Source organism: Acinetobacter sp. YH01007 (genome assembly GCF_013420425.1).
Classification (GTDB): domain Bacteria; phylum Pseudomonadota; class Gammaproteobacteria; order Pseudomonadales; family Moraxellaceae; genus Acinetobacter; species Acinetobacter towneri.
Map to the genome: position 1 here is coordinate 1 of NZ_VOYC01000018.1, position 17129 is coordinate 17129.

At 42.2% G+C, this 17129-nt stretch carries 17 protein-coding genes and 4 tRNA genes; 2 read left to right on the forward strand and 19 right to left on the reverse strand.

What is annotated here, in order from left to right; genetic code table 11:
* The 19 genes from FTT74_RS10210 to FTT74_RS10300 all read right to left on the reverse strand — a co-directional run.
* Nucleotides 1–688, reverse strand: a 688-nt coding sequence (locus tag FTT74_RS10210; protein ID WP_179988986.1) for a GTP-binding protein, incomplete at its 3' end; no start/stop codon positions are given.
* Between the two features lie 148 nt (nucleotides 689–836).
* Nucleotides 837–911: transfer RNA gene (locus FTT74_RS10215), tRNA-Thr, on the reverse strand.
* Between the two features lie 14 nt (nucleotides 912–925).
* A tRNA-Gly gene (locus tag FTT74_RS10220) sits at nucleotides 926–1001 on the reverse strand.
* A 36-nt stretch (nucleotides 1002–1037) separates the two neighbouring features.
* Nucleotides 1038–1121, reverse strand: a tRNA-Tyr gene (locus FTT74_RS10225).
* A 55-nt stretch (nucleotides 1122–1176) separates the two neighbouring features.
* Nucleotides 1177–1252: transfer RNA gene (locus FTT74_RS10230), tRNA-Thr, on the reverse strand.
* 98 nt (nucleotides 1253–1350) lie between these two features.
* On the reverse strand, nucleotides 1351–2844 hold the full coding sequence (trpE, locus tag FTT74_RS10235; RefSeq protein WP_104852931.1) for an anthranilate synthase component I: 1494 nt from the start codon (nucleotides 2842–2844) through the stop codon (nucleotides 1351–1353).
* A gap of 160 nt (nucleotides 2845–3004) precedes the next feature.
* Nucleotides 3005–3676, reverse strand: a complete 672-nt coding sequence (locus FTT74_RS10240; protein ID WP_179988987.1) for a phosphoglycolate phosphatase — start codon at nucleotides 3674–3676, stop codon at nucleotides 3005–3007.
* Between the two features lie 61 nt (nucleotides 3677–3737).
* Nucleotides 3738–4388 (reverse strand): FHA domain-containing protein, encoded by a 651-nt coding sequence (locus FTT74_RS10245; RefSeq protein WP_179988988.1) that lies wholly within the window; start codon nucleotides 4386–4388, stop codon nucleotides 3738–3740.
* Between the two features lie 69 nt (nucleotides 4389–4457).
* Nucleotides 4458–6713 (reverse strand): type II secretion system secretin GspD, encoded by a 2256-nt coding sequence (gene gspD, locus FTT74_RS10250; RefSeq protein WP_179988989.1) that lies wholly within the window; start codon nucleotides 6711–6713, stop codon nucleotides 4458–4460.
* A gap of 60 nt (nucleotides 6714–6773) precedes the next feature.
* On the reverse strand, nucleotides 6774–7613 hold the full coding sequence (locus FTT74_RS10255) for a type II secretion system protein N (RefSeq protein WP_004975757.1): 840 nt from the start codon (nucleotides 7611–7613) through the stop codon (nucleotides 6774–6776).
* Nucleotides 7613–8353 carry a type II secretion system protein N gene (gene gspN / locus FTT74_RS10260; RefSeq protein ID WP_096901906.1) on the reverse strand — a complete coding sequence of 247 codons (741 nt, stop codon included), beginning with the start codon at nucleotides 8351–8353 and terminating at the stop codon, nucleotides 7613–7615. The genes FTT74_RS10255 and gspN overlap by 1 nt, the downstream gene beginning before the upstream one ends.
* A 162-nt stretch (nucleotides 8354–8515) precedes the next feature.
* On the reverse strand, nucleotides 8516–8842 hold the full coding sequence (locus FTT74_RS10265; protein WP_070155499.1) for an H-NS family nucleoid-associated regulatory protein: 327 nt from the start codon (nucleotides 8840–8842) through the stop codon (nucleotides 8516–8518).
* Between the two features lie 145 nt (nucleotides 8843–8987).
* The gene (locus tag FTT74_RS10270; RefSeq protein ID WP_179988990.1) at nucleotides 8988–9419 is read right to left on the reverse strand and encodes a thioesterase family protein; all 432 of its coding nucleotides are present in this window, start codon (nucleotides 9417–9419) and stop codon (nucleotides 8988–8990) included.
* A 9-nt stretch (nucleotides 9420–9428) separates the two neighbouring features.
* Complete coding sequence (locus tag FTT74_RS10275) at nucleotides 9429–10622, reverse strand: heme biosynthesis protein HemY (RefSeq protein ID WP_179988991.1); 1194 nt, start codon at nucleotides 10620–10622, stop codon at nucleotides 9429–9431.
* Nucleotides 10623–11459 carry a hypothetical protein gene (locus tag FTT74_RS10280; RefSeq protein ID WP_004975747.1) on the reverse strand — a complete coding sequence of 279 codons (837 nt, stop codon included), beginning with the start codon at nucleotides 11457–11459 and terminating at the stop codon, nucleotides 10623–10625. It lies immediately after the preceding gene.
* On the reverse strand, nucleotides 11456–12235 hold the full coding sequence (locus FTT74_RS10285) for a uroporphyrinogen-III synthase (RefSeq protein ID WP_131260981.1): 780 nt from the start codon (nucleotides 12233–12235) through the stop codon (nucleotides 11456–11458). Before FTT74_RS10285 ends, FTT74_RS10280 begins: the two co-directional genes overlap by 4 nt.
* Before the next feature lie 21 nt (nucleotides 12236–12256).
* A complete protein-coding gene (gene hemC / locus FTT74_RS10290) occupies nucleotides 12257–13177 on the reverse strand; it encodes a hydroxymethylbilane synthase (RefSeq protein WP_131261008.1) in 921 nt (306 codons plus the stop codon).
* Between the two features lie 122 nt (nucleotides 13178–13299).
* Complete coding sequence (locus tag FTT74_RS10295) at nucleotides 13300–14040, reverse strand: LytTR family DNA-binding domain-containing protein (RefSeq protein ID WP_104852924.1); 741 nt, start codon at nucleotides 14038–14040, stop codon at nucleotides 13300–13302.
* A 71-nt stretch (nucleotides 14041–14111) separates the two neighbouring features.
* On the reverse strand, nucleotides 14112–15266 hold the full coding sequence (locus FTT74_RS10300) for a sensor histidine kinase (RefSeq protein ID WP_131260983.1): 1155 nt from the start codon (nucleotides 15264–15266) through the stop codon (nucleotides 14112–14114).
* On the opposite strand from FTT74_RS10300, the gene argH reads away from it, so the two are divergent.
* Complete coding sequence (gene argH, locus FTT74_RS10305) at nucleotides 15257–16687, forward strand: argininosuccinate lyase (protein ID WP_179988992.1); 1431 nt, start codon at nucleotides 15257–15259, stop codon at nucleotides 16685–16687. The two genes, FTT74_RS10300 and argH, sit on opposite strands and share 10 nt — an antisense overlap.
* Nucleotides 16688–16701: 14 nt before the next feature.
* Nucleotides 16702–16974 carry an oxidative damage protection protein gene (locus FTT74_RS10310; protein ID WP_004975738.1) on the forward strand — a complete coding sequence of 91 codons (273 nt, stop codon included), beginning with the start codon at nucleotides 16702–16704 and terminating at the stop codon, nucleotides 16972–16974.
* The last annotated feature ends 155 nt before the right edge of the window (nucleotides 16975–17129 follow it).

The following is a 17129-nucleotide window of genomic DNA, read 5'->3' on the forward strand; positions in this document are numbered from 1 at the left end:
CTACTGTACCACGACCAGAAATAGAGAATACGTCTTCGATTGGCATTAAGAATGCTTGGTCGATTGCACGTACTGGCTCTGGGATGTAAGTATCAAGCGCTTCAACAAGAGCAACTACAGCATCTTCGCCATATTGACCTGATTCACCGTTAAGTGCAGCAAGTGCTGAACCACGGATTACTGGAGTGTCGTCGCCTGGGAAGTCGTAAGTAGAAAGAAGTTCACGAACTTCCATTTCAACTAATTCGATTAACTCTTCGTCGTCTACGATATCGCATTTGTTTAAGAATACGATGATGTAAGGTACACCTACCTGACGAGAAAGAAGGATGTGTTCACGAGTTTGTGGCATTGGACCATCAGTCGCTGAACAAACAAGGATCGCACCATCCATCTGAGCAGCACCAGTGATCATGTTTTTAACATAGTCGGCGTGACCTGGGCAGTCTACGTGCGCGTAGTGACGAGTTGGAGAGTCGTATTCTACGTGAGAAGTATTAATTGTAATACCACGTGCTTTTTCTTCTGGTGCAGAGTCGATAGCAGCGTAATCTTTCGCTTCACCACCAAACTTACGTGCACATACTGTAGCAATCGCAGCTGTTAAAGTTGTTTTACCATGGTCAACGTGACCGATTGTGCCCACGTTAACGTGTGGCTTATTACGTTCAAACTTAGCCTTAGCCATGTTCATCTTCCTCGTTTACGTCGAACACAATGCTGAGTAAAACTCTGCCCCGACATATCGCCTAAAAAACTAGACACCTAATACTTGAAAAGCAGACTAATAAGCCTGCTTTTTGAAAATCTTGTGCGAATAATCGCTAAACTGTATCTGGAGCTCTTATCGAGATTTGAACTCGAGACCTCTCCCTTACCAAGGGAGTGCTCTACCACTGAGCTATAAGAGCGACAAATCCTTCGATGGAGCGGGAGACGAGGATCGAACTCGCGACATGCAGCTTGGAAGGCTGCCGCTCTACCAACTGAGCTACTCCCGCATCTATGTTGGTAATTACCACTTCTATCGAAGTTAATGGTGGTGGGAGAAGGATTCGAACCTTCGAAGCTTACGCGGCAGAGTTACAGTCTGCTCCCTTTGACCGCTCGGGAATCCCACCATTTTCACACTTACTCAGTGTTCGTTCTTTACTTAACAACTCAAACTCCCTAAGATGGTGCCGGCACACGGATTCGAACTGTGGACCTACTGATTACAAGTCAGTTGCTCTACCAACTGAGCTATGCCGGCGTTTCTTAGTGTTTCGTACGTTTCGTATCGGAACGGTGTGCAGTTTAGCAAAACTTGAAATCCGTGCAAGTGTTTTTTTCAAAAAAAACGCTAAAAACTCATAAAATCAATCCATTTGATGATAATTCAACCGCTTTGATCACTGCGCGAGCTTTTATTTGGGTTTCATTCCATTCAGATTCAGGATTTGAGTCCGCAACTAGACCTGCGCCTGCCTGTACATAGACCTTATTTTGACGAATAACACAGGTACGAATCGCAATCGACATGTCCATTTCGCCATGCCAGCCTAAATAACCAACAGCACCACCAAAAACACCACGTTTTACAGGCTCAACTTCATCAATAATTTCCATGGCACGAATTTTTGGTGCACCCGAAAGTGTCCCTGCAGGGAAAGTTGCCTGAAAAACATCCAAAGCATCGACATCGTCACGCACTTCACCTTGCACATTGGACACAATATGCATGACATGCGAATAACGCTCGATCACCATTTGATCAGTCACTTGTACTTTACCAATTTTGGCGATACGCCCGACATCATTACGCCCCAAGTCAATCAGCATTAAGTGTTCGGCAATTTCTTTTTCATCCGACAACAAATCTTGCTCAAGTGCCAAATCTTCTTCTTTGGTTTTACCGCGCGGGCGTGTGCCTGCTAAAGGACGCACAGTGGCAATACCATTTTCCAAACGCGATAAAATTTCAGGTGATGAGCCGACAATATGAAATGGCTGATCATCGCCCAAAGTTTTGCCTTGTACCAAGAATAAGTACGGCGATGGGTTGAGATGGCGCAAAGCACGATAAACCTGTAACGGCTCACCATCAAAATCTGACACCATGCGATGTCCAGGCACCACTTGCATAACATCGCCTGCACGAATGTATTCTTTGACGGTATCAATGGTCGCCAAGAATTTTTCTTTGCCTGTAAGCGATTCAAAATGTGGTGGCGTATGTTTTTCTGCTTTTAGACTAATCGGGGTTGCTAAAATTTCTTCTAGTGCATCGAGTTGTTGTTGTGCCTTGTCATAAGCATCTGCCTGCGCTGCATCGGCATGCACAATTAAGAACAAGGTATCTTTTAAGTTATCAAACACGATGACTGTTTTAGACAACATCATCCAAATATCAGGCAAACCGACTGGATCTGCTGCAGGCACGTTTTTTAAACGCGGTTCGATATAACGCACTGCATCGTAACCAAAATAACCCACCAAACCACCTGTAAAGCTTGGCAATTCAGGCAAGTCAGCTTGCGTAGGCACTTTAAATTGCGCTTGAAAATCGCGGATATACTGAAACGGCTGTGCACAAGTTTGTTTTTCGATTGAACCGTCAGCATGTTGGATGGTGAGTTCACCCGCATTACAGGAGAAAACTGTAGATTCACCCAAACCAATAATTGAATAACGTGCCCAGTTTTCACCACCTTCTACAGACTCAAACAAATAGGCTTGTTGATGCTGCTTCAAACGTGCAAATACCGACAATGGAGTTTCGGTATCGGCCAAACGCTGGCGATATACAGGAATGAGGTTGTAGCCTGCTGCTTTAAGTTGTTCAAATTGAGTCAGAGTGGTCATGTGAAGCTCTCTATATTTCGATGTAGCAATGTTTTCGATAAGACGAAGTGAAGGACGGTTGTAGATTGACTAGCGTCGCCATCGAAATATGGGCATTACAGCCTGACTCATATTGATATCCTTTATAGCAATTAGCGTAAAATTATTTGATTTTTGAATCTTAAATATTTAACAATTCAGTTAAATTATCCACAATTTGTTGCGGCTGACAATTGGCAATCGGCTCACCATGATTATAGCCGTAGCTGACCACAATACAATCAATCCCCGCTCGACGCGCGGCTTCAACATCATTAGAAGAATCACCAATCATCAAGACTTGAGACTTCTCCACTTGATAATGTTCAACACAATGCAGCAATTGACGCGGGTGTGGTTTACGCTCCTCAAAGCGATCTCCACCAATCACATCAGCAAAATAGTGTTGCATCTCTAATGCTTCAACAATGGCACGAGCAGGTAGTTCAGGTTTATTGGTCACACAAACTAAGGTTTTTTGTTGTACTTTTGCCCAGTCCAAAAATTCAATAATGCCCGGGAATGGTTGTGTGTCGATACACGGATCGGCATTATAAATTTCTAAGAAGGTGTTCAGTAGCTGTTGTTGCTGTTCAGGATGAACTTCGCCCATTAAGTGCGATAAGACACTATTGCAAAATACCGCAGTTCCCTTCCCCACCCAAGTTCGCACTTGTTCCAGTGTTACCAAAGGCAGTTGCAGTGCATTTAAACTCATGTTCATGGCGCGGTATAAATCTGTCGCAGAATCGACCAAAGTGCCATCTAAATCAAATAAAATGACTTGACGTGTATCAAGCTGAGCAATAGACATTCTTCCCCCTAAATGAACAAAGGCATGCGATCGCATGCCTTGATTGTAAAGCAAAGGCTGCTTATTTAAACAATAGCCAAGCCAAAACTGCCAAAATCACCAAGACAATCAGTGAAATCAAGCCAACAGAAGCATTTTTTTGCTGTTCTTTCTCTTGTTCCACACGAGAAACAGGCTGCTCGACAGACACAGGTGTTGGCTCTGCTGGAACTGCATGAATATCCACGCCTTCTGGAATAGGTGCTGGTTTTGGTACTGCCACGCCTTGCGGCATACCATCACGGTTTAATTGCACAGAACTGTCACGTTGATTCAATTCAGGCATTCCCTGCTCGTTCATTTGCTGTGCAGGTGTTTTTTCTGTTTGTGCTGTGACTTTTTCAGCAGTTTCGGCGATATCTGCCGCATGTTCCAATTCAACCGCAGGCGCAAATACTGAAAACTTTAAGCTGGCAAATTGGACGATATCACCTTCTTTAAGTAAGGTTTCATCGGCAATGCGTAAATCATTTACAAAAGTGCCGTTGGAAGAATTTAAATCTTGCACATACAGCGCTTGTTCTTTAAGTAAAAAAGCCGCATGTTTACGTGAAATTTCTGCCGATTGCAGCACCAAATCTGCACTTTGATGACGCCCCACCAACATATCACGGTCGATACTAATTTCTTGGCCAGTAAATTCACCGCTAATTGCTTGTATTTTCCAAGTCATAAATAACTTCTCTCGTGTGATTTGGCGACATCATAACATGCCCTCAACCACAATCTGCGCAGGATACGATTAAGGTGTAGCGCGAATTGTGGTCGTAGTGACTGTATTTTTAGTTTTGCTGACTTCCTGCTGCGGCAAAACTACGTTTTGGCGCTGTACCGCAGGCTCAATCGCAACAGGGGTGCTCACCACCGTTGCTGTGCGGTTTGCAGACACTGCTGATGGTAAGGTTTGATAAGTTCCTGTTTGCGGCGCAACTCGAGATACAGGCAAACGCTGCTGATAAACATCGCTAACATTCTCAGGCAGTTTAGCAAAGCTACCATCGGCATCCATTGCCAACTGAAGGCTATACAATTGGCTATAACGCTGCTGCGAAATACGGCGAATATCCTGACTATCTCCCACAATGGTTGGGTGAATAAAAATCAATAAATTACGTTTTTGATTAGATTGACCATCGGAACGGAATAAACGCCCCAACCCTGGAATAGCACCCAAACCTGGCACAGCCTGACGACTATAAACCGAGTTATCAGAAATTAAGCCACCTAAGACAATGGTTTGTCCGTGCTCGGCCAAAATAGAAGTTTTAATTGCGCGTTTGCTGGTGACTAAATCCTGCGCCTGACCTTTATTGGCTTTGACATCTGACACTTCTTGTTCAACTTCCAAGCGTAGTGTTCCGCCTTCACCAATATGTGGCACGACTTTTAAAGTAACCCCGACATCTTTACGTTCAATAGTGGTATACGGATTTGCCACACCACCATTGGTAGATAATGAACCTGTTACAAAAGGAACGTTTTCACCAACCACAATATAGGCTTCTTCATTGTCCATGGTCACAATAGATGGCGTAGACAATAAATTGGATTTGGTTTTTTCCTTCAAGGCCTGAATCATCGCACCATATAGCTTGCGTGAACCATCACGACCTTCACGATAATCACCCAACACCAATGACGTACCTGCACCAATCGCACTGCCTGCGCCTGCTGCACCACTAGTTAAATAGCCTGCAGCAACATTTTTTAAACTTGCACCAATATTGTCAAAATTAATTAGACCGATACCGCTGCTTAAATCGCCCAATGCCCACTGCACACCCAATTGGTCGGCATCGGTACCTTCCACTTCTATAATCGCAGCTTCAATCAACACTTGTTGACGACGGGTATCTAGTTGCTGAATGGCCGATTCAATTTCACGCATCAACTGCGGATCGGCTTTGACCACCAAAGCATTTTGCGAGCCATCGGCAATAATACTGACACCATTACCATTAAAACTGGTGATGTTGTTTTGATTGTTGCTATTCGAGCTGCCACCCAAATTAATACTTGGGGTGGAAATAGTCGATGAATTACCTGTGTTGTTATTGGTGCTGCTTAAATTACTAGCACTGTTGTTGTTACTGTTGCTATTTGCATTAGAGCTGCTGCTCACCGCCTGTCCTGAAACCAGACCTTGCAATATTTCTGCTAAATTCTGTGCACTGGCATATTTCAAGCGAAAAACCTTCAAACCACCCAAACGATCTGCCGCAGGCACATCCATCATTTCAATCATTTGACGAATGCGTTTACGTGTTGCGGTATCGCCTTTGATGATAATACGATTGGTACGGTTGTCCGCCACAATACGCACACGCGAACCTTTAACATCTTTCGCTGCCCCTGTCGAACTCATCGACTCAAGCAAGCCAATGACTTCTTCGGCTTGACTGGATTGCAGGCTAATCGCTTCAATGTCATTTTGCCCCGTACCATCTAGGTTACGAATAATGCTTTCTAACTGATAAATGTTACTGGCACGATCAGACACGATTAGAGCATTGGTGCCCCCGACCGCAGACAAATGCGCAAACTGCGGCATGAGCGGACGTAAAGCAGGAATCAGGTCATTGGCATTGGTATTTTCTAGCCAAATCACTCGCGTTACAATTTGGTCACCACGCGCATTTTGACGACCATCATAGGGAATGCCTGAGCTTTTTACATTGCTGTCAGGTACAAGGCGAATGGTATTGCCTGATGGTATTGCCACCACACCATTCACATTCAATACGCCTAAAAACAGGTCATAGACTTCATTTTTATTCAGGGCTTTGTTGGAAATCACCGTGACATTGCCACGCACACGCGGATCGACTGCAAAGTTCTTACCCGTAATATCGGCCACTTCATTAATAAATGCAGTTAAGTCCGCATCACGTAAATTAATTTTCCAGGTTTGCGCATGACTTGCAGTACTCACCATTGCAACAAGCGGTGCAGCAGCCAGTAATGCCCAAAATGGACGCTCATAATTCAATAAAGCCATAATCTACTGTGTTTCCTAACCCTAAATATGTCTCTGCATGTAGTTACGATGCCGATCCATTTAAAAATTTTGTTGTATGGTCATCACTTGATCACCACGTTTTATTTCTAATTTCACTTGACCTTCACGACGTGCCTGTTCAAGCAATTGTGCATCGCTTTGTCCTTGCCCGACGTTTTGCCCATTTAAAGACAAAATACGGTCACCTGGCTGTAAACCCAGTTTATTTCTTAAAGCGGCTGGCGTACGTGTAGTCACTTCATAACCATTGCCCGTATTTGCTTCAACACCCATCTCTTTTAAGTATTGTTCGCGATCTTCCTGTATGCGCTGTACTGCCTGTCCAATGGCATTATTCGGTTGTGCGGACTGCGTAGGTGCAGTTACAGGAGCTTGATTACCACTTGGAATTAAAGGTGCGATAGGTTGATTTAAACCATTTTCAATACCTTTAAACAATACTTCACGCGTCGCGCCACTGCTATGACGTAAAATCACCCGATCCCAGTAAACTTCTGCCAATTGGTACTGACTCAAATCAATCACATCACCCACACGGTAACGCTCTGCCACCTCATTCACTTTAATGACCGCAGAAGAAAACTGACTCGGCTGCCCAACCACTACACCTTGCAAAGTCATATTTAATTGATCATCGGCAGTGTTGCTGCGCCCAAGTTCTTGAAACAATGCAAAGGAGGTAATATTCGGGATTTGTGGTTGCTGTGAACCCAACTCCACCCGATCAATTTGCATGACTTGGGGCGGCGCAACAACCCACCAAAATAAACTCGCCAGTTTCCAACACAGATACAAAATCAAAAAAGCTAAAAATACTGGCGCAGCACGATCAAACTGCTTCCAGTGCAAATTCCCTAATCGTTCAGAGAGTGTACGCATTAGAAACCTCCTTTTAATAGAGGTTGGCGAGTGCTGATCACATAGGTATCTAAGCCCGCTTTGCCTTCATAAGAGGCGATATTCATCAATAAGCGTTGCGTGAGTTGCACATCTAGCATCAAGCTTTGATCAAGCGCAATGTTCAACATCTTTTGTTCACGTTGATCGCGAATATCAAATAACAGTTTGCCATTTTCATCGGACAAGCTGCCTTTTAACGCGGGGATATTCATACGGTCTTGGCGCTGAGCAAAACGATACAGCAATTCACCACCCGCCCACTGCAGTTGTCCTTTGGCTTTGGTGAAGCCTTGTTGTTTTTTAAAATTCAAATGGATATCTTTGAGTTGAATTGCATTACTTGGCCACTGCCAGTCCACGATACTTTTTAAGGTTTCTGGCGCAACCTGTCCATCTAAAGATTGCACCAAGACGCTACCAAAACGATAGCCAACAATACCTTCGAGTTTAGTATTGCCACTATGCACTTCAACATCGGCAGCGACACGCAATAAAACTAAATCTAAAGGACGTGTATTCCAACTTAAAGAACCACGTAACTGTCCCTTATGCCAATCGGCTTGCCCCTTCCAGATATTGCCACTCACATTATGTAAGGTCTGATTATTTTTATAAAATTTTGAAATTAACCACGCTGCTGGAATTTGTAATAACACAAAAAACAAAAATGCAATGAGGGCGAAAATCCACCACGTGATGTATTTGGGTTTCTTTATCATGCCACCACGACCAACCTTACTAATTTTTCTATGAATGACTTTTTATAACACTCACACATTATGCACACTTTTTCGGCGTCGCCAATTGATACAGATAAAAAAACCAAGCCGTATTGCTTGGTTTTTGAACTCTAAGTCAAATCAATGACAAATTGATGAAGCTTAGATTAGAAAATCTTCAAGTTTTGCGCCTTTTTCTAATTCAGCGACTAACCAGCGTGGTTTTTTACCACGACCAGTCCAAGTATCTGTAGGATTTGTTTTGCTACGATAACGTGGCGCTACTGTTTTACGCGGGCTTTTCTTACGCTTGCTTTCGCCAACTTCCAAAATCTGCTCAATGCTTAAACCCAAATTGTCTGCAATCGCTAAAATTTGATTATAGGCATCTTCAATCGCTTGATCTTTTTTCGTGGCAATTAATGCTTCCGCTTCAGCTTGTAAACGCTTTAACTGTTCTACAGACAAATTGCTAATATCAGGCATCATACTTACTCCAAAAACTATGCTTTTTATATTCAGTTATTAAATTAAGCAGATTCATTCTATTTTTATCAAACCGAAGCGTCAATAAAAAATCCACTACTCTACATATAAATAACAGTCGGACATATTATGAACTGATTATTAAGATTTAATCAAGAATATGCTGTACGGTTTTTTCTATTTTATGAATACCCGCGCGTACATTTTCAGGGATTAAGGTTTTTTGCATATTGACGCGATCTACACATACAATCACCGCATCTGCCTCTGCCACCACCATTTGCTGTGCTTCACTGTAAATTAAATAATGCATACGCATGGCACTATTACGCAATTCTTCTACCCGAACACCAATTTTTAAAATATCAGGATAAACCACAGGGCGCATATATTTGCACTGATTTGAGGCAATCACAGTCAAAACATCTTGCTGTAAAATTTTTAAATGGTCTAAATAATATAAACGCGCACTTTCAATATAACGGTAATAGATCACATTATTGACATGCCCAAAAGCATCCATATCTCCCCATGCGACACGCTGCTCAAAAACAATTGGATAATCTGCTAGTGTTAACACAACTCACCTTTAAATTTTAATTTCGACAAAATTAGAATTATTTTCAAAGATTAAATTTAACTGTTTTAATAAATCAGGCTGATCTTTTAAATTAGATTTAACTCTTAAATAACTCATTAATACGTGTTCAGGATATAAATCCAGTAATTGCTCGGCTTCTGAATAACGCGCTGTTGCTGTAAAAATATGCCATTTGGCAAAACTAAATACAGGTAATGCAGGGTATTTCTGTTCCCACAGATTTATTTGCTTTTCAATTTTGGCATAATCAGGTTGTTGTTTTAACAACTGCTGTTGGAACCATAAATAAAACACTTCCTGATTAAACTGTTCACTCAACATCTGTACCGCAAGACGTTCATGTTGTGCGGCCAAATCAGGCAGACGCGACAATAACTTCAACCACAACACCTGAATGGCATAAGACTGACTGAAAATCTGCTCACTTAAATCACTATAACGCTGCTGCAAAGCCTGTAAATTTTCTGCATCAGCCTGCTCAAATTGGGTTAATAACTCAGTCAGCCACTTTTGCTTGGTGTCTGCATCTAAATGCCCGTATTTGGTCGAACGTAAATAATGCCAAGGATATTGCGTGGCAAATTCGCCCCACAAGGCAATTAGACGCTTTTGATAAGCCGTTTTGACTTTAAATAACCACGGCGATAATTCGTGCTGATTCAAAAACTCTAAATGCGTCAAAGCTTGTTCAGGTTGTTGCTGCGCCAAATAAATTTCAATACGCTGTATTTCTGCCAACTCAAACGCCATGGCACTGCTTTGATTTAAGGCAGCCAACGCTTGCGGATATTGCTGTTGGATGGAGTGCATACGTGCTTCCATCACTCCTTTGAGCAAACCTGACTGGGCAAACACCTGTCGAATAAACTGGTGTTGATCTTCTGCAGCATCTAGCAACCAAATGACCGCGAATTGCTCATAAGGATGCAGATTTTTAAAGTTAAATACTGTTTCAACCTTACGCTGCTCACGGCTAAAATAGCGCTTTAACAACAACCATAAAATTTGTAGTGAAACACTGATCGATAAGAAAAAGAACAACAACAACCAAATATTGGTTTGCAATTGCCATTCGCGCCAATACACATAAACATAGCCTGAACCATGCCCATAACTCAGTACGCTCAGCAAAGCGACCAGTACAATACTGACCACCACATAGGCGAGTAAAATCTGTTTCATTTATACCGCCCCCAATAAAGCACGTGTTTTTAAACTTGGCGTTGGAACGATATTTAAATTTTTAATTTTTTCTAATTGCTGAACCAATTGCTGTGCTTTCTGATCAGGCAATTGTTGTAATAACTGAATAATGTCATTCACTTCTTGTTGATATTGCACATATTGACCTTGTATAAAGATTTGTCGAGCCAGCAATAGACGCAATTGTGCTTCTTTTAAAATAATCTGGCGCTGCATCAACTGTGTCGCAGGTTGCTTGGCAGATTCAATACTCAGCCATTTTTGCCAAAAATAACGATCATCGACATCGGCAGGGTTCAGCTCAGGTTGTTGAGCTTGCTGTTTTAATTGTTGATCTAATTGCTGCAATAACTGACTTACTTGTTGATATTGCGCATCACGTGTTGTTATAAATTGTTGAATTTGTTTCTGATCTTGCTGAACAACTTGGTGCAAACTTTGTTTCAAAGCAGGAGCTAAAGCATATTCGTTTAACTCACGGTCTAAATGAGCTAGCTTTTCAGTCGCATAGTGAAACTGTTGTTGTTGTAAGGAAAATTCCACCAAGTCCAATTGCTGCGCCACCATATCTACTGGTTGAATCGCATCTTCTTGCTGCACAGCGCTGGATACTGCGGACTGTTCTGGCGCATCTTGGGTATAATTACGGCGCTGCAAAGCCACCAACTGATCATTTAAATTGGCATTGGTTTTTTCTGCAAGATGCAAACTTTGACTGAGTTGCTGTTGTTGCGCTGAAATTTGCATCACATCAAAACTTAATTTGACGATCCAGACCAAAGCGATCAACACCACTATCACAACCAGTTTTTTCATAGTTTTCCTTGCATGCGCATCATTTGCTGCAATATTAATTCTGTTTTTAAATGGGTCAACTTGAATACGTTATATTTTGTATGATGCTGCGTTTGATAATCGAGCAAAATTTTCTCTAAACGATCACCCAATACCCAATAATGACCTTTGTTCAGTAGATCGAAATCCCGCTGAATTAAGCTTAGCCAGTTTAACCAACTGGCTTCACTGCTGATCATCATGATAAATTCTGAAGATTGTATTAAACGCGCGCGTACTGCCTGCATTTTTTCAATAGAACTGGCAGGACACTCCCGCCGATACAACACAAAATTATGGATCTGCATCCCCTGATCAAGCAGCGTTTGCATCATGAATTGCCGCCCGCCCTCTCCACGCCAAAAGGCAATTTGTGTGCCGACTTTCAAATTTTGTAAACACGGCAAACTCAGCATCCCTTCGGAAGTTTCAACCTGCGGGACTTCACTGTGAAGACCATATCCACTTAAAACTTCTGCAGTTTTTTCGCCCACAGCCACCCAACGTATACGTTGCAAGTCCTGCAATGATATTTGGCTTTGGGCTAAATATTGCATCCCAATATCGACAGCAGTAGGACTAACCACCACAATGATATGCGTGTTAGGCAACTGGTCATATAAATTAGCCAGCTGCTCCGACCACGGCTGTGCAGAAAGCTGCAACAAGGGCAAATCAATGACTTCAATGTGTTGTTGCTGCAAAGCCTGAGTTAAGGCCTCTGCACGATCTTGAGGTCGGGTATTAATGAAGAGCATAGGCTTTTGACGCAATATGGACTATTGATACAAGGCTTTGAGCAATTCACCCGCACCTTGTGCCAATAAAGCTTTTGCCAATTCTTCACCTAGCATTTCAGCCTGCTCAGGTGCGCCATATTGCACAGCTTTAAGAATGGTTTGCCCATCGACACTACCAACACGACCTTCAATCTGCAACTGACCATTCTGCAAAGTTGCGTAGCCTGCAATTGGCACCTGACAACCACCTTCCAAATAGGCATTAAAGGCACGTTCCGCACGTACACACACATTGGTGTCTGCATCCATCAACGGTAAAATCAAATCCAATACCGCCTGATCTTGGCTACGACACTCCAAACCTAAAGCGCCTTGCCCAACAGCAGGTAAGCTCAGATCAGGCTGAATAGTATGACGAATACGCTGCTCCAAACCTAAACGTTTCAAACCTGCACTGGCCAAAATAATGGCATCATATTGACCATCATCCAGTTTAGATAAACGTGTTCCCACATTGCCGCGTAAATCTATAATTTCTATATCTGGGCGCGCTTTCAAAATTTGGCATTTACGGCGCAAGCTTGAAGTTCCAACTTTAGCGCCCTGTGGTAAATCTGCAAAACTGGCATAGTGATTCGATACAAAGGCATCAAGCGGGTCTTCACGCTCACAAATGACCGCCAAGCTCAAACCTTCAGGCAATGCCATGGGTACATCTTTCATAGAGTGTACGGCTAAATCGGCACGACCATCCATTAAGGCGGCTTCTAATTCTTTGACAAATAAGCCCTTCCCCCCAATTTTTGCCAATGGGGTATCTAAAATTTTATCGCCCTGCGTGACAAAGGTCACCAACTCAACAGTTAAATCGGCATGCATCGCCTCTAAGCGGGCACGAATGTGTTCAGCCTGCCATAACGCAAGCGGGCTTTGTCGAGTTGCAATTTTCAGGGTTTTCATCATAGTGGCTAAGCAAGATAAATAAGTTCATCTAAACTTAACCTGATCCCCTAAAAATGCAAGTCTATTTCTTTACCGATTTATCAATCTGTTGCGTATTCATCTGCGATGATGCTGACAAATTAGAGTTTTTGGATGCGTTCTCGCAATAAAGGCAAATGTCGTCGGCTAACAGCCAAACGCTCATCTAGCTCACGGCAACGTACCTGATACTGTCCTGAATTGACCACTTCTAGCCCCTCCAAAAACTGAATCGAGACCAAGGCATTTCGGTGAATCCGAATAAACTGATCACCAAACTCGGTTTCTAAATCTTTCAGCGTTTCATCAATCAGGACACTGCCATTTTTATGACGCACAGTGACATATTTCTGATCAGCTAAAAAATAGTAGATATTTTCTATTGGCACCAATTCTACACCGCGATAGGTTTTCGCCGCGATTTGGTGACGTTTTATTTTTAATTCGTCCATATTTTCTTTTTGTTTTAAATGACTCATCTGCGCTTGCGTGAGTTTTGTTAAATGATCTAAAACCTGTTGCAATTCCTGTTGCATTATCGGTTTTAACAAATAGCCTTCCGCATTGGATTTAAACGCATCAAGTGCGTGTTCATCATAAGCGGTACAAAACACAATGGCTGGCATAGGGTCAAGCTCACGCAAATGTTGAGCACAACTTAGACCATCCATTCCCGGCATTTGAATATCTAATAATATGACATCCGGCTGATGTTCATCCGCCAGTTCAATCGCCTGTTGCCCATGAGCTGCCGTTGCCACCACATGATGCCCCAGTTGAGTGACCAAACGTGATAATCGCTCTCTAGCTAGAGGCTCATCATCACAAATTAGGATGTCCATTTTTCCTCCTTTTTAAGTCAATAACTTTATTTTTATCAAGTCTAGAAAAATCAGAGCAATCACAGCTTATTTTATTTATAACGGTATTGCAGCACCGTGGTGTACATACCATTCCCCGCATAATTTTTGAAAGTAACACTGCGCCCATAATACGCTTTTAAGCGCTGTTCCACGTTTTGCAGTGCAATCCCATGTCCAGATCTTAAATTTATTTTATCGCTGACATACGGATTTGTAATGACAATATTGACTTGGTTTTGCAATATTTCGATCAATATACTTATCGTACTCTTTGCTAAAACTTTTTCAACTCCATGAAAAATACTATTTTCTAGCAAGGGTTGTAAAGTTAATAACGGAATTTGTACCTGACTGAGCAGTTGCGGTTGTTCAATTTTCCATTCTACCGCCAACCGATCACCCAAACGAATTTGTTCAATCTCTAAATATCGCTGGCAAAGTTCAATCTCATCTTTCAGGCTCACCAGTTTTAATTCCTGCAAACTGGCACGGAATAAACGTGATAAATTCAGCAGCATCTGCTCGGCTTTATCGGGATCAATTGCAATTAGACTGATCACATTATTTAAGCTGTTAAACAAAAAGTGTGGATGAATACGGGCCTGCATAGCATGCACCCGCGCTTGCAATTCGCTATGCCGCTGCTGAATAGCTTGTTCTCGGACATAGATATAACGAAAACAAAACGCACCCAAAATCACACCATAACTCAAATGCAGTCCAATCCCATGCATGAGTTCAGCCAGACTAAACTGCTGTAAATGAAAATTTTGCCCAAAATGCAATAAGGTATTTAAACTGAGTGTCGTGACCAATACGATGGTTTGCAGCAAGATAAAACTCACCATAAACGATAGCGCCAAGCCCATGCGTAAAAAACGTGCCTGAAAAAATTCAACCAAAGCCGCAAAACACAATACCACCCAGTTGATATACAAAATATATTGCAGCACCCGAGTAAAACTTAAACCTTGCCAGCCCTGTGCTTCAGCCAAAGCCAAGACCATTGCCAAAGCATTACTGCCAATAAATAGTTCAATTAGATATTGCCAACGCCCTATTTTCGTAAAAAAATACACATAATTTTGTTCTGCCTGCGTATCAGCATAAGTTTGATTGGCTTGTTCTTCGGCAAGTGAATCTGAATTTGTTATACTCTTGTCCAAATCACCGCTTTTTACTTTATTGAGCCGATATGACCACATCTTCTAATTCCTCAAATCCGTCACAAGCCCAAACTTCGGGTATGTGGGGCGGTCGTTTCTCTGAAGCGACTGATGCTTTTGTTGCTGAATTTACAGCATCTGTTCAATTTGACCAACGCTTTTATAAACAAGATATTGCTGGCTCAATTGCACATGCAACGATGCTTGCCAAAGTAGGCGTACTTACGACTGAAGAGCGTGACGATATTATTCAAGGTTTAAATACCATTCAGGCTGAAATTAAAGCAGGTCAATTTGAATGGCGTATTGACCTTGAAGATGTCCACATGAACATCGAATCACGCCTTACTCAACGTATTGGCATTACAGGTAAAAAATTACATACAGGTCGTAGCCGTAACGACCAGGTGGCAACCGATATTCGTTTATATGTCCGTGACGAAATTGATGCTATTTTAGAATTATTAAAAAAATTACAACACGGCATTTTGAGCTTGGCAGCCAAAAACACCCACACCATTATGCCTGGTTTTACCCATTTGCAAACCGCACAGCCTGTGACTTTTGGTCATCACCTTATGGCGTGGTTTGAAATGTTGGTACGTGACTCTGAGCGTTTAATTGACTGCCGCAAACGTGTTAATCGTATGCCTTTGGGTTCTGCTGCTTTGGCAGGTACCACTTACCCAATTGACCGTGCTTTTACCGCAGAATTGTTGGGCTTTGAAGCTGTATCTGAAAACTCGTTAGATGCTGTATCAGACCGTGATTTCGGGATTGAGTTTAACGCTGCTGCATCTTTAATTATGATGCACTTGTCGCGTATGTCTGAAGAACTGATTTTATGGACATCGGCACAGTTCAAATTTGTGAATATTCCAGACCGTTTCTGCACTGGCTCATCCATTATGCCGCAGAAGAAAAACCCAGACGTGCCTGAATTGGTGCGTGGTAAAACAGGTCGTGTTTATGGCGATTTAATGAGCCTGTTGACCCTGATGAAAGGTCAACCGCTTGCCTACAACAAAGACAACCAAGAAGACAAAGAACCTTTGTTTGATGCAATTGATACCGTGCGCGGCTCGCTCATGGCATTTGCCGATATGATTCCTGCTTTAGTACCAAACATTGCAGAAATGCGTGAAGCTGCATTACGTGGTTTCTCTACGGCAACTGACCTTGCAGATTACTTAGTAAAAAATGGCGTGGCATTCCGCGATGCACATGAAATTGTAGGTAAAGCCGTAGCATTGGGTGTACAAGAAGGCAAAGACTTGTCTGAGCTTAGCCTAGAACAATTACAGCAATTCTCAGATTTAATTCAAGCTGATGTATTTGAAAAAGCACTGACTCTTGAAGCCTCTATAAATGCACGTGATCATATTGGTGGTACTGCGCCTGCACAAGTTGCAGCGGCAATTGAACGTGCCCAAACACGTCTTGCTCAACTTTACGCATAATCAGGAAGTGAGAGATGTCTAAACAAGTATTTTGTCGTAAATATCAAACCGATATGGAAGCGATGGATTTCGCTCCTTTTCCGGGTGCCAAAGGTCAAGAATTACTTGAAACGGTATCTAAACAGGCTTGGCAGGAATGGCTAAAACACCAAACCACGCTCATTAATGAAAAGCGTTTAAATGTGTTTGAACCTGAAGCGAAAAAGTTTTTGGAAGAACAACGCGAGAAGTTTCTCAACAATGATGCCAGCTTGGAAGTCGCAGAAGGCTTAAAACCTCAAAACTAATCCAAGTACTGTTTTTCATTTTAGCAAGTACTGTTTTTCATTTTAGAAAATTCAAACCTTGTTCGCATTATCATTAAAAGAGTCTTTACGAAGGCTCTTTTTTTATAATCTTATTTATGATGAATTACAACAACAGTACTTTAAATAAATGAAAA